At 56.8% G+C, this 13,201-nt stretch carries 11 protein-coding genes; 8 read left to right on the top strand and 3 right to left on the bottom strand.

Features of this window, described 5'->3' with window-relative positions; all coding sequences use genetic code 11:
• The first annotated feature begins 22 nt into the window (after positions 1-22).
• The 4 genes from BS300_RS10295 to BS300_RS10280 all read left to right on the top strand — a co-directional run bounded on the left by BS300_RS10295 (position 23) and on the right by BS300_RS10280 (position 4,416).
• A complete protein-coding gene (locus tag BS300_RS10295; RefSeq protein WP_071912556.1) occupies positions 23-565 on the top strand; it encodes a hypothetical protein in 543 nt (180 codons plus the stop codon).
• A gap of 12 nt (positions 566-577) precedes the next feature.
• Positions 578-1,345, top strand: coding sequence for a hypothetical protein (locus BS300_RS10290; protein ID WP_005335887.1), 768 nt, complete (start codon positions 578-580; stop codon positions 1,343-1,345).
• Between the two features lie 11 nt (positions 1,346-1,356).
• Positions 1,357-2,259 (top strand): hypothetical protein, encoded by a 903-nt coding sequence (locus BS300_RS10285; RefSeq protein ID WP_071912554.1) that lies wholly within the window; start codon positions 1,357-1,359, stop codon positions 2,257-2,259.
• 669 nt (positions 2,260-2,928) lie between these two features.
• Positions 2,929-4,416, top strand: a complete 1,488-nt coding sequence (locus tag BS300_RS10280; RefSeq protein WP_041209251.1) for an oligopeptide:H+ symporter — start codon at positions 2,929-2,931, stop codon at positions 4,414-4,416.
• 173 nt (positions 4,417-4,589) lie between these two features.
• Here the strand turns inward: BS300_RS10280 and BS300_RS10275 are convergent, their stop codons facing one another.
• The gene (locus BS300_RS10275; RefSeq protein ID WP_071912551.1) at positions 4,590-5,012 is read right to left on the bottom strand and encodes an ester cyclase; all 423 of its coding nucleotides are present in this window, start codon (positions 5,010-5,012) and stop codon (positions 4,590-4,592) included.
• A gap of 154 nt (positions 5,013-5,166) precedes the next feature.
• Between BS300_RS10275 and BS300_RS10270 the strand changes: the two genes are divergently transcribed.
• From BS300_RS10270 to BS300_RS10260, 4 genes are all read left to right on the top strand, one after another.
• The gene (locus BS300_RS10270; RefSeq protein ID WP_071912549.1) at positions 5,167-6,090 is read left to right on the top strand and encodes a LysR family transcriptional regulator; all 924 of its coding nucleotides are present in this window, start codon (positions 5,167-5,169) and stop codon (positions 6,088-6,090) included.
• 337 nt (positions 6,091-6,427) lie between these two features.
• Positions 6,428-6,586 carry a DUF5993 family protein gene (locus tag BS300_RS21375; RefSeq protein WP_005343116.1) on the top strand — a complete coding sequence of 53 codons (159 nt, stop codon included), beginning with the start codon at positions 6,428-6,430 and terminating at the stop codon, positions 6,584-6,586.
• A 9-nt stretch (positions 6,587-6,595) separates the two neighbouring features.
• Positions 6,596-7,171, top strand: a complete 576-nt coding sequence (locus BS300_RS10265) for a disulfide bond formation protein B (RefSeq protein WP_039214033.1) — start codon at positions 6,596-6,598, stop codon at positions 7,169-7,171.
• A 674-nt stretch (positions 7,172-7,845) separates the two neighbouring features.
• Positions 7,846-8,250, top strand: a complete 405-nt coding sequence (locus tag BS300_RS10260; protein ID WP_083593468.1) for a hypothetical protein — start codon at positions 7,846-7,848, stop codon at positions 8,248-8,250.
• Positions 8,251-8,922: 672 nt separating this feature from the next.
• Here BS300_RS10260 and parC read toward each other — a convergent pair.
• Positions 8,923-11,217, bottom strand: a complete 2,295-nt coding sequence (gene parC / locus BS300_RS10255; RefSeq protein WP_043826057.1) for a DNA topoisomerase IV subunit A — start codon at positions 11,215-11,217, stop codon at positions 8,923-8,925.
• Between the two features lie 71 nt (positions 11,218-11,288).
• Complete coding sequence (gene parE / locus BS300_RS10250) at positions 11,289-13,199, bottom strand: DNA topoisomerase IV subunit B (RefSeq protein WP_005343111.1); 1,911 nt, start codon at positions 13,197-13,199, stop codon at positions 11,289-11,291.
• Positions 13,200-13,201: the final 2 nt, after the last annotated feature.

The following is a 13,201-nucleotide window of genomic DNA, read 5'->3' as shown; positions in this document are numbered from 1 at the left end:
ACAGCAGGCAGAAAGAGCAACTATGCAAAAGAGATGGGACCAGGCGCGGCTCAAGTCGCTGCAAAGCGATGCCAGCGAAAACATCGAATCCTACCGGGATCAGGACGACCCCAAGGGGCTGGAACAGTTCACCGATCAGATGAAGAGCCTGCTGCTGGCCGATATGAGCATGCTGGAGTTTATGCCCGAGTATCTGCCGCTGGCCCTCTATGGCCGGGTGCAGTTCCCGGCCAAGGCCAAGTCGCAGTGGAACAAGTGGCTCACCAGCGGCGAGCAGCCGAGCTGGGACGAGTTCAAGGTGAGCGTCGGCTTCAACAACGCCGCCCTGCCGCTGGTCAAGGCGGTGCGGGCCCAGAACGAAGATCAGCTGATGGAAGCCTGCGCCGTGCTGTTTCTGCTCGACAACCCGCTGCCGCGCGGCAGCCACCGCGGCGATGACGACTATGAGCTGCGCGACGAAGAAGATGAAGACGGGGAAGATGCCGACGCCGACTACCATGGCGGCAGTGACCGCTATGGTGATGACGACGGCGATCAGGATATGTACGACGAAGTCCGTTTCTAATTGGGGCAAGGCATGAGCAACAGTCTGATAGAAATTACCGCCATCGAGATCAAAGAGCTGGCCGTTATCGAGCCGAAGCAGGCCAGCGAGAAGTTCGAGCTGATCGCCAAGACCATGTCTGACGACCAGCTGGCAGAAGTGATTGAAAACATTGATATCGTTACCCTGACCCAGATTAACGGCCAGCACGATATCTCCTTCCCCTCCATCATCTCCGAGCTGATGACCCCGGAGCGGATCCGCGACATCGTCTGCCAGCAGCCGCTCTACTGGGAAGAGGCGATCAAGAACAACGCCGATGAGCTGCAACAGCATACCTTCGACTTCCTCAACTACCTGATCCGCACCCAGGATAGCGAAGCCAAGCAGCGCGAGATCCTCGAGTGCGTGGCCGAAGATCCGGCCGGTCTCTTCTACCTCGCCATCCCCTTTATCGAGTTCTATCGCGGCGATCGCTATGAAGAGGACGAAGGCTATCGCGACGTGCTGCATGCCGAAGAGGAAGATCTTGAAGAGTCCCTGCGCTACAGCGAGCGCCAGCAGAGCGAGGATGTCCACGACTACGCGCTGGATGACCCGCGCAGCCTCTTGATGCTCATTCGCGAGCTGGCCCCCGAGGTGGAGAAAGCCATCAAGGCGCTGCTGCGCAACGAGCACTCCACTTGGGACGGCATCATCAACAAGTTTGCCGCCGAGCTGGTGATGCAGGCCAAAGAGAAGAACAAGGTCGAGGAAGACGAGTACGGCGACGTCGACGACATGTTCAGCTTTCTGGATTAAGGAGCCCATTCATGCAGTTAGTCATTCGCGATGCCAACCAGGGCCCCTTTCTGACCCAGGTGCTGCGCTTTGGCCGCGACAATGAACGTTTGAGCGAGCAACAGCTGGCCGCCATCAAGGGCAAGGCGGTGCTGATGAGCCTCAAATTCGCCGACAAGTACTACAACAAGTACAAGATGCACCTGCTGGAGCAGGCGGCCCACGACGTCATCGGCGTGGTGAGCCTCGGCCTGCAGGAGCTCTCGGCGCGGGATCCGGCCAAGGCACTGGCGCTGCTGCAGGCGCCGGAAGGCCCCATCAAGCCGTTCCAGAAGGGCTGGTCGATGCTCATCACCGTCAGCCCCAAGCAGGCTGGCAACAGCCTCTACGGTGACGTGGATGCGCGCCTGCTGGACAAGATCTCGAGCCCGCCCGATGTGGAGGAGTGGCAAGGGTGGCAGGAGTACGAGAAGGCGCTGACCGAACACAACAAGAGCCGCCTGATGGCACTCATCGACCAGCACTTCTTCGCCTGCGAGAGCGACCACCCCACCATGGAGGACAAGCTGGCCGAAGCGCTGCTCTACCGCATCCTCTGCGGCAAGGGCAGTGGCGCCGCCCCGCTCAAGGTGAAGCAGGATCTCAAGCGCAAACTGGCGCGGGAGATTGAACTCGACGAGGTCTGGTATGACACCGACTACCTCGCCGCCCAGCTCGCCCTGATGCTGCATGCGCTGCCCGCCGACATGGCCGCCGCCCTGCGTCAGGAGCTGAGCCCGGGCTTTGTGCCGAACCTGCTGCACACCCTCGGCTTTGTGCGCCAGTACCAGCTGCTGCAAAAAGAGAACGCCTCGCCGGAGAAGCTCGACAACATCGAGATGCGTGCCGGTCTCAAGCACCCGCTGCTCGGCTGGCCGCTCTACCACAACTTCTAGGGCGCGCTTCGCCGCCTCTTTTTTGCCTCCAATGTGGGATAACCCAACGCCCGGTCCGCCGGGCGTTGTTCTATCCGGGATGTCCCCCTCACCCTGACCCTCTGCCAAAGTGAGAGGGGAAAAAACGCAAACTCCCTCGGGCTGCCGAGCAACACATGGGGTGCACCAAGCACCGCGCATTGCACAGGTAACTACGGGAACAGACCTGTGGTGCAATTCACTCTGTTCATTGCCCTCTGTGGCTCTTGTCACTGCGCAGGGCCATACGCCAATCCCGGATAATTATTCACTCAAAGGGGGAAACTGAATAAATAAGCTGCCACTCAACATTCTGGCGGCGATGGCGAAAGAGCAGCCAAAAGCGGGATGACGATCTCACTATCAAATCAGTTCAGGCCAAAACAGGCTCCATTAAACCCCAGCTACTCTGATACCTACCCGGCCAGCGCCAGCTTCTCAGCAGTCAAAACCGCATAAAAAACCGGAATAGATCAATAAAAGACAATTAATCTCGCCAGATTAAATTTCAGGTATGGCTATTTGCACCGCTTGGCCGCTAAATGACAGACCGGCCTTCAGACCAGCATGGAAGCGCACAAGGCTAGCCGGCAGCAGACCGGTACGCTCTCAGGACGAGTAATGACTTTCTTCTCTCACAGGAGACAGACCGTGAGCGCTTCGAATCAACACCCCACCATTCCCCCCGGCTCCGGGGCGCTGTTCTTTATCCAGACCTTCTCGACCCTGGGGTTTGCCGTGCTCTACTCCACGCTGGTGCTCTACGCCACCAAGCGGCTCGGCTTTAGCGAATCCCAGGCCAACGCCATGATGGGGGTCTTCGGGGCCTTCAACTATGGCCTGCACCTGTTTGGCGGTTATCTCGGCGGGCGCTACCTCAGTAACCGCAACCTGTTCGTGATGGGGATGGTGCTGCAGGTGATCGGCTGCTACTTCATCGCCGAGATGGGGATCACCGGCCTCTACTGGGGGCTCGCCATGTTCCTTACCGGCAGCGGCCTCAACGTCACCTGCCTCAACATGATGCTGACCCAGCGCTTCGCCCCGGATGATCACCGCCGCGAGAGCGCCTTCCTGTGGAACTACGCCGGGATGAATCTGGGCTTCTTTATCGGCTTCACGGTGGCGGGCTACTTCCAGCTCACCGAGGATTACCGCACCCTGTTCCTGTTTGCGACGCTGGGCAACATCATTGCCATCATCGCGACCTTCGCCTGCTGGCCCATTCTGGCGGATATCAGCACCCCGCTGCGCCATGTCAAAGGGAGCGGCTTCTACCGCCGCATGCTGGCCGGTATCGCCATTCTGGCCATGCTGGTGCCGGCGCTGCGCCTGCTACTGACCCACGCCAGTTTCAGCGGCAGCTTCGTGCTGATCCTGGGCGCCGTGGTGCTGGTGCTGCTCTGCGTGATGACCGCCCGCCACCCGGACGCCGCCGAGCGCAGCCGCATGGTGGCCTACCTGATCCTCGCCCTTGGCTCCCTCATCTTCTGGTCGCTCTACCAGCTGGCGCCCATGGGGCTGATGCTCTTCTCCGAGCACAACATCAACCTCAACGTGTTCGGGCTGCGGGTCGCCCCCCAGTGGATCCAGAACATCAACACCCTCGTCATCGTCATCGGTGGCCCCCTGATGGCGCTGCTGTTCAAGCGACTGCGCGAACAGGGCTGGAATATCGACATCCCCTCCCAGTTTGCCGCCTCCCTGTTCTGCATGGGGCTCGGCATGCTGGTGCTGCCGCTCGGCATCCATCTGGCGGGGGCCGACGGGCTGGTCGCCTTCAAGTGGATCGCCATCAGCTATGTGCTGCAGAGTTTCGGCGAGCTGCTCATCTCCCCCATCGGTTACGCCATGATTGGCAAGCTGGCCCCCGCCAGCCTGCAAGGCTTGATGATGGGCTGCTGGATGATGGTGACCGGCGTTGCCTCCGTGCTGGCGGGCTATGTCTCCAGCGCCATGCCGCAGAATATCGGCAGCTCTCCGGTGGCCACCAACCCGGGCTACAGCTCGGTGTTCAACATGCTGGGCTGGGGCTCGATGGCGGGCGGGATCATCCTGCTGTTGCTGGTGCCCCGTCTGCGCCTGCTGATCGCCTCGAAAATCACCCCGCCTCCGGCGGCGACAGCTATCCCCGTCTGATGGGCTTGCACCACCTGCAATAATGGCGGCGTGATCAACAGGCAAGAGCAAGGGCCCCGCAACTCCGGTTGCGGGGCCCTCTTTTTACTGACCGTCAGGCAATAGACCGAGCCGTAGCACTGCCTTGGCTTTCCTCTGATAGTTCAGACCTGAAATCAGTAGTCACCCCTGTTTCAGGCGAAGTCAACGATCCCCAGCTGCTTGGCCATGGCCAGCTCGTTGCGCTCGACGATCTCCTCCACCACCTTGCCCTCGGCGTTGAATCTGAAATAGGTCAAGGCACTCCAGGTCACATCCTTGCCAGTGACATCGAATCCTTTCCAGGTATTTGAGCCTTTGGCGACGTGGGTCAATGCAACGAATACCTCGTCTTCCGAGCTCATTATTTTCTGAAAGGAGGTTTCAATAGACTCATAACGATCGACCACACAGGCTGACAATGACGTTTTAAATTGCTCAAGGGTGGTAATAGGCTCTGCGCAGTCAGGTCTGAATATACAAAGATCCTCCGAGAAATATTCACTCACCCGTTCAACATCCTTGCCATCTACGCAATATTTAAAGTAATTAATGACTGTATCGACGTTATTGCTCACAGGCGACTCCCGTTTTATTAATTGACATCCAATTTAACTAGAAAATATGATGCATGGAATATCTGTTACTGCCAGACGAGGCCATAGTACAAATCCGGCAGGAGATGATAAATGCAATAACAGGAAATCTCTTTTATAAAATCAGGAAGAATCCATGGATAGATGGACTGAATATGAAGTCTTTGTGCAGGTGGTCGAATTGGGGAGTCTCAGCAAGGCCGCAGATGCACTGGGCTTGTCCAACCCCGCAGCCAGCAGGCATCTGGCCGCACTGGAGCAGCGACTCAATGCACGGCTCGTCGAGCGAACGACCCGGCGCCTGTTTGTCACTGAAATCGGTGAACACTTCTATGCCCGCTGCAAAACAGCGCTGAATGAGATGCGAGAAGCCATCGATGAAGTCAGTATCAAAACGGGAATGCCAACCGGGGTCTTGAAATTGACGGCTTCGCTGTCACTGATGCTGAATGTCATCTCCCCCTTGATACCGAAATTCATGGCAAAATATCCCGGCATTCAGGTCGAGTTGATTGCCAATAATCGCTATCTGGATATTATCGAAAACAATATCGATATCAGCATTCGCTCAAGAGAGTCTGAGCCAGACTCCAGCCTTATTATTCAACCTCTGGCCACTGCACCGCGTATTCTGGCGGCCTCTCCGGAATATATTAAGCATTATGGCGAACCGGAAACGCCACACGATCTGAAAAAACACCAACTGTTGCTCTACAGCTATCACAATCCCGGAGAGCTGACCATGATGAAGGGCTCGATAAAATTACGGGTGCCAACCACTCCCACCATTGAGTCCAACGACGCCCAGATCCTGCTCGCCAATGCCAAAAACGGCATGGGGATCCTGGCGCAGCCCGTTTATGCCATTTATGACGAATTGCGCAGCCAGCGCCTTAAACCTGTACTCACCGACTGGACACTGCCCGATCTCTCCATCGGCATGGCCTACGCGAACAGAAACTTTATTCCGTCCAAGACCAGGGTGTTTATCGAATTTATCAAGGAGGAGTTTCAACAGTTCGATTATGAGCAGCGCTGGCGCCACGTCTGCGCCTGCTGATCGCCTCGAAAATGGCCCCGCAATCATGGATTGCGGGGCCTCTGCTTTTGGCGGCATGGCGGGTTCGTTTCTGGCTGGCGGTGCGATGCATATGGTTATTTTTGCACCAAAAAAACCAATCTATTTTTTACTGTCGCACTGATGAAACAATCACGCAGATCGGGATGTAAGGGGAATCAGCACAGCGTCAGCCGCCCGGTAGGTATTTCCCGCCGACAGGGGTAGGATGAGTGAAGTCGGAGCCATATAGCGACCGCAGTTATCGGAGTCGCCCTGTGCCGCCCGCCATATACTCAAAGCCTTGTGAGCCCGGCTCACCACGATAAGGAGAGATGAGATGTATATGTTTTTACCCTTCCTGCTGGCGCTGATAACGGGGATCAGCATCTTGCTGAACAAGCGTGGCGCCTCCTATCTGCTCTGGGCTCTGTTGCTGGTGGTGACCCTGCTCTCCTTTATGCACCATGTGACCGACCCGCTCACCCTCTCGTTCTAGGAGCCCGCCATGAGCCTTTCGACCTCTGCCACCGCCGCGAAGAGTGATCTGCCACAGCTGCTCGACACGCTGGGGCTGGCGGGCATCTGCCTGACCCTGATCGTCGCCTTCTATTACCAGCTCTATCTGGCCGAACTCCCCTGCCCCTTGTGTTTATTGCAGCGGGTCGGCCTGGTCGTCGCCGGTTTCGGCTTTATGTTCAACCTGCAATTTGGCGCAAAAGGGGCCCACTACGGCATCGTGATTGTCGGCGCCCTGACCACCGCCATGATCGGCGCCAGACAGGTGCTGCTGCATATTCTGCCCGGCGATCCCGGCTATGGTTCCACCTTTCTCGGGCTGCACTTTTATAGCTGGTCGCTGGTCAGCGCCCTGCTGATCATCCTGGCTGTCGCCCTGATATTGATGGTGCGGGACGGGCTCGCTATTGCGCTGCCCAAGCTGGATCTGGCGCGCTGGGGGCGTATCGCCTCCCTGCTGTTTGTCTTGCTGATTGCGGCAAACCTGATCTCTACCGTGCTGGAGTGCGGCGCGGGACAGTGCGCCGATAATCCCGTCATCTATGAGCTGCTGAGCCTGCGTTAATCCCCCTCAAGGTGGCGGCCAGTCCGCCACCTTTTATTGCCGCCCTATATTGCCGAAAGGCGCAATAAACCCGGCCCATTGCATCGGCAACCTCGCGGATTCAATAGCGGTGCTATTTCATTGCACCCTACGGTTACCTCCCCTCACCCTGACCCTCTCCCAAGGGGAGAGGGGATCTGCACCTGCCACTCTGTAGCCGTAGCTGTCAGGCTTAGCTATCACGCCATACCACGGTCACTATCAATGGCTGCGATCTCTGCTCCCTTCTCCCACTCTTTGCCACAGATAAGGGGAGAAGGGTCGGGGATGAGGGGGAACAAACCATCACAACAGAAGCCACCGACAAGCCGCAGAGCGTTAAATCAAGCAGGAGCACGTAGGGTCGATTAGCGAAGCGTAATCGTCCGCACCGCAATCTCGGTGGCGATGGACATAGAGAAGAGATCAGCTGGAGCACCAGCAGAATTACGGCAACCTGTTTTCGCGATCGTCTGATTACGCTGCGCTAATCAGACCTACGGCCCTATTATGAGATACTCACGGTGTGATATGCATCAATATTTTTACGCTATAAAAATGACAATATATCAACTCTACATAAACCAATATGGAATGACCTAATAGATATTTATTTTTAATATTTACACACAACACAAAAACATAACGAGATATATATGAAAAAGCATAAAAAAACACTTTCACTCACATTATTTTTGGTATGTTTATGGTCTAACCAAGCGATTTCATCAAACATATGTAATATAGTTCGTGGTTCATATGTGCTAGCCCAAGATAGTAGCAATACTTTTTTAGGCACAATAGATAATAAATTTAATGCCAAATCAATATTTAATGAGTTTGGTAATTATGGCAGCAAATATTCTTCCGAATCAATTTGGAATGATTATGGAAGTTTTGGCGGAAAGTATAGTTCACACTCACCCTTTAACAATATGTCGACAACTCCTCCAATGATAGTCAAAGATAACAATATAATTGGATATCTCTCATCAAATAAGCACATATCAAATTCAATAAACCCATCTATTTTAAAAGCTATGTGTGAAGATGAAATATAACCCACCACAGGATACATAAGCATAAATAACCTAGTATTGGCCGAATTTAAAAACATTATCGGCCAAATAATTTGCATTCCCCATAACATGTTAAAAATAGCCGCCATATCACATGGTCACAAATACACTTAAAGTAACCTTAAATACCTATATTGATACCAATTTCACCCAAAAAATACTTTGTCAGCGGAAATAAAATTAGCGATGATAAGGCATACACCATTCCAAACAAAATACTTATATGACATAACAGAAAAAAGAAAGCAAAATACAATAAATAAAATGATACGTACGTTAATGTACGAACCCATTTCTTTGAAAGTTCTTCATTGATAATAGCAAAATTAATTTTTGCCTCAGATATAGAGATATGTACTATTGTAAAACATGTATACATCACGAATGAAATTGTGAATAATGAAATGGAAAGCATTAGTGAATAACTTTTACCAATAACCTCACCATCTAAAGTTAATGTAGTTAAGATTACAGCCAAACAAATTCCAGCAAGGCCAGAGTAAATCCACTTTAATTGCTCAAGTGCCTCTTGATACATATCAAACCCATATCAAAAATTAATAAAAAACTTAAATACAGAATAACCAAAAATAAACAACCACTTGACGCAATGACATAATATAGAAGGGCGCTTTCGCGCCCTTCTATATTTAATTACCCTTCCTGATTTTCCCCGGCTACCGGTTCGGCACCGGCGGCGGGTTCAATCTCGATGCGATCGACCCGCTGCAAACCGCGGGGCAACTTGGCGCCACGGCGGCCGCGCTCGCCGCGGTAGTAATCGAGATCCGAAGGTTTCAGGGTCAGCTTGCGCTTGCCGGCAAACAGGGTGACCGACTGCCCCTGCGGGATCACGGCAGCCATCACCACAAACTCCTCCCGCGCCTTGACGCGAGCAGAGGGGATGCTGATGAGCTTGTTGCCCTTGCCCTTGCCGAGCACCGGCAGGGTGTTCATCGGGAACAGCAGCATGCGCCCCTCGTTGGAGATGGCCATGCAGAGATCGGTCTCCGGCGAGCCAATCTTCTGGGGTGCCATCACCAGACCCCCTTCCGGCACGGTGAGCAGCGCCTTGCCGTTCTTGTTTTTGCCGATGAGATCGTCATAGGTGCAGACAAAGCCGTAACCGGCGTCGCTGGCGATCAGATACGGCTCGCCTTCGTTGCCCATCACCAGATGACGCACCTCTTCACCGGCACCCAGCGCAAAGCGGCCGGTGAGCGGCTCGCCCTGACTGCGGGCAGAGGGCAGGGTGTGCGCCTCCAGCGAGTAGGTGCGACCAAAGCTCGACAGGAACACCGCCTGCTGGTTGCTGCGGCCAAAGGCGTGGGTGAGGTAGTTGTCCCCCGCCTTGTAGGAGAGTCCCTCGACATCCACGTCGTGGCCCTTGGCGGCGCGCACCCAGCCCTTGTCGGAGAGGATGACGGTGACCGGCTCGCTCGGCACCAGCTCTTTCTCGGTCAGCGCCACGGCGGTGGCCCGCTCCACCAGCGGGGTGCGGCGATCGTCGCCGTACTTCTCGGCATCGGCCAGCAGCTCTTTCTTGAGCAGGGTGTTGAGGCGGCGCTCGGAGCCCAGAATGAGTTCCAGCTTGTCGCGCTCTTCGGCCAGTTCGTTCTGTTCGGCGCGCAGCTTGAACTCTTCGAGCTTGGCCAGATGGCGCAGTTTCAGCTCGAGGATTGCTTCGGCCTGGGTCTCGGTAATGTTGAAGCGCTCCACCATCACCTTGCCAGGCTCATCCTCGGTACGGATGATCTCGATCACCTCGTCGATGTTGAGGTAGGCGATCAGCAAGCCTTCGAGGATGTGCAGGCGAGCCAGCACCTTGTCGAGGCGGAACTGCAGACGGCGACGCACGGTCTCGCGGCGGAACTGGATCCACTCGCTGAGGATGGTCTTGAGGCACTTCACCTGCGGCCGGTTGTCGAGGCCGAGGATGTTGAGGTTGACCCGGTAGTTCTTCTCCAGATCCGTGGTGGCGAACAGGTGGGCCATCAGCCCCTCCACATCCACCCGGTTGGAACGCGGCACGATCACCAGACGGGTCGGGTTCTCGTGGTCCGATTCATCGCGCAGATCGGTCACCATCGGCAGCTTTTTCGCCACCATCTGGGCGGCGATCTGCTCCATGATCTTGGCGCCGGAGGCCTGATGGGGCAGCGCGGTGATGACGATGTCGCCATCCTCCTCGCTCCAGACAGCACGCTGCTTGATGGAGCCCTTGCCGGTCTCGTAGATTTTGCGGATATCGTCGCGCGGGGTGATGATCTCGGCGTTGGTCGGGTAGTCCGGCCCCTGAATGTGCTGCATCAACACATCGAGCCCCGCATTGGGGTTGTCGAGCAGCTCGGCACAGGCGTAGGCCACTTCCCGCGCGTTGTGGGGCGGGATGTCGGTCGCCATCCCCACCGCGATGCCGGTCACCCCGTTGAGCAGGATGTGCGGCAGACGGGCAGGCAGCACCACCGGCTCCTTCATGGTGCCGTCGAAGTTCGGCGTCCACTCCACCGTGCCCTGACCCAGCTCGGAGAGCAGCAGCTCGGAGAAGCGCGACAGCCGCGCCTCGGTATAACGCATGGCGGCGAAGGATTTGGGATCGTCCGGCGCACCCCAGTTACCCTGACCATCCACCAGCGGGTAGCGGTAGGAGAAAGGCTGGGCCATCAGCACCATGGCTTCATAACAGGCGCTGTCGCCGTGGGGGTGGTACTTACCCAGCACGTCACCCACGGTACGGGCGGACTTCTTGTGCTTGGAGAGGGCCGACAGCCCCAGCTCGCTCATGGCGTAGATGATGCGCCGCTGCACCGGTTTGAGGCCGTCGCCGATATGCGGCAAGGCCCGATCCATGATGACGTACATGGAGTAGTTCAAGTAAGCCTGCTCGGTAAAGGTGCGCATTGGCTGGCGCTCTACCCCGTCCAGACTGAGCTCGATAGCATCACTCATATGTTTTTCTCTTGCTATGGCGCGCCCCTGAAGGGTACGCCTGAAATGCGGGTCGGCAGGTGACCGACGGCTTAGATGATGGCGAGGTTGCCCTTCTCTTCGAGCCACTCACGGCGATCGCTCGCCCGCTTCTTGGCCAGTAGCATGTCCATCAGCTGCAGGGTCTCGTCAGCCGCATCCCCTTCACTCTCCCCTGCCGGATCCATGGTGAGCTGCACCAGACGGCGGGTGTTGGGATCCATGGTGGTTTCCCGCAGCTGTTTCGGGTTCATTTCGCCCAGGCCCTTGAATCGGGTCACCATCACCTTGCCTTTCTTCTTCTCTGCTTCGACCCGCTGCAACACGCCGTTCTTCTCGTCCTCATCGAGGGCGTAGTAGACCTCCTTGCCGATATCGATCCGGTAAAGCGGCGGCATGGCGACATACACATGGCCCTTCTCCACCAGCGCACGGAAGTGTTTTACGAACAGGGCGCAGAGCAGAGTAGCGATGTGCAGACCGTCCGAGTCCGCATCCGCGAGGATGCACACCTTGCCGTAGCGCAGGCCGCTGAGGTCGTTGGAGTCGGGGTCGAGGCCGATGGCGACCGAGATGTCGTGCACCTCCTGCGAGGCGAGCACCTGACCGGCCTCCACCTCCCAGGTGTTCAGGATCTTGCCGCGCAGCGGCATGATGGCCTGAAACTCGCGATCCCGCGCCTGCTTGGCACTGCCGCCCGCGGAGTCACCCTCCACCAGGAACAGCTCACCCTGCATGGGGTCGGCGCAGCCACAGTCGGTCAGCTTGCCGGGCAGCGCCGGGCCCTGGGTAATCTTCTTGCGCACCACCGTCTTGGCGGCGCGCATCCGGCGCTGGGCGCTGGAGATGCAGAGCTCGGCGATCTGCTCCGCCAGCTCGGTGTTGCTGTTCAGATAGAGGCTGAAGGCATCCTTCACCACGCCGGAGACGAACGCCGAGCTCTGACGGGAGGAGAGGCGCTCCTTGGTCTGACCGGCGAACTGCGGATCCTGCATCTTGATGGAGAGGATGTAGGCGCAGCGATCCCAGATATCTTCCGGAGTCAGCTTGACCCCGCGCGGCAGCAGGTTGCGGAACTCGCAGAACTCGCGCATGGCGTCGAGCAAGCCCTGACGCAGACCGTTGACGTGAGTACCGCCCTGCGCAGTGGGAATGAGGTTCACATAGGATTCGGCGAGGCATTCGCCCCCTTCCGGCAACCAGCAGAGCGCCCAGTCCACCGCCGACTGTTCGGAGCTGAACGAGCCGATAAAGGGCTGCTCCGGCAGGCAGGTGAACTGCTTGACCGCGTCGATCAGGTAATCCTTGAGACCATCTTCGTAGCACCACTCCAGCTTGATGCCAGTGTTCTTGTCGAGGAACTTGATGGTGAGGCCGGGGCAGAGTACGGCCTTGGCTTTGAGCAGGTGCTCCAGCTTGGTGACCGAGAATTTGGGCGAATCGAAGTAGCTCGCCTGCGGCCAGAAGCGCACCCGGGTGCCGGTGTTGCGACGACCGCAGGTGCCGGTGATGGTCAGCTCCTGCACTTTCTCGCCGCGCTCGAAGGCGATGTCGTAGACCTGACCGTCGCGGCGCACCGTCACCTCAACCCGATCGGAGAGGGCGTTTACGACCGAAATACCCACCCCGTGCAGACCGCCGGAGAACTGGTAGTTCTTGTTGGAGAATTTGCCGCCCGCGTGCAGCTTGCAGAGGATCAACTCCACCCCGCTGACACCCTCTTCCGGGTGGATATCGACCGGCATGCCGCGGCCGTCGTCGATCACTTCGAGGGACTGGTCTTCATGCAGGATCACCTCCAGATTGCGGGCGTGACCTGCCAGCGCTTCATCGACGCTGTTGTCGATGACCTCCTGGCCGAGGTGATTGGGCCGGGTGGTGTCGGTATACATGCCGGGGCGGCGACGCACCGGTTCAAGGCCATTGAGGACCTCAATGGCATCCGCATTGTATTGAGTAGACATGG

The organism is Aeromonas sp. SCS5, from assembly GCF_001887375.1.
GTDB classification, from domain to species: Bacteria; Pseudomonadota; Gammaproteobacteria; order Enterobacterales; family Aeromonadaceae; genus Aeromonas; species Aeromonas jandaei.
Note: the sequence above shows the minus strand (reverse complement) of the source record. Positions and strands in the feature narration are given on the sequence as shown.

Coding starts and splice junctions, on each gene's coding strand:
- BS300_RS21375 (WP_005343116.1), top strand. CDS start 6,428: ATGTATATGTTTTTACCCTTCCTGCTGGCGCTGATAACGGGGATCAGC.
- BS300_RS10270 (WP_071912549.1), top strand. CDS start 5,167: ATGGATAGATGGACTGAATATGAAGTCTTTGTGCAGGTGGTCGAATTG.
- BS300_RS10260 (WP_083593468.1), top strand. CDS start 7,846: ATGAAAAAGCATAAAAAAACACTTTCACTCACATTATTTTTGGTATGT.
- parC (WP_043826057.1), bottom strand. CDS start 11,217: ATGAGTGATGCTATCGAGCTCAGTCTGGACGGGGTAGAGCGCCAGCCA.
- BS300_RS10265 (WP_039214033.1), top strand. CDS start 6,596: ATGAGCCTTTCGACCTCTGCCACCGCCGCGAAGAGTGATCTGCCACAG.
- BS300_RS10295 (WP_071912556.1), top strand. CDS start 23: ATGCAAAAGAGATGGGACCAGGCGCGGCTCAAGTCGCTGCAAAGCGAT.
- BS300_RS10285 (WP_071912554.1), top strand. CDS start 1,357: ATGCAGTTAGTCATTCGCGATGCCAACCAGGGCCCCTTTCTGACCCAG.
- BS300_RS10290 (WP_005335887.1), top strand. CDS start 578: ATGAGCAACAGTCTGATAGAAATTACCGCCATCGAGATCAAAGAGCTG.
- parE (WP_005343111.1), bottom strand. CDS start 13,199: ATGTCTACTCAATACAATGCGGATGCCATTGAGGTCCTCAATGGCCTT.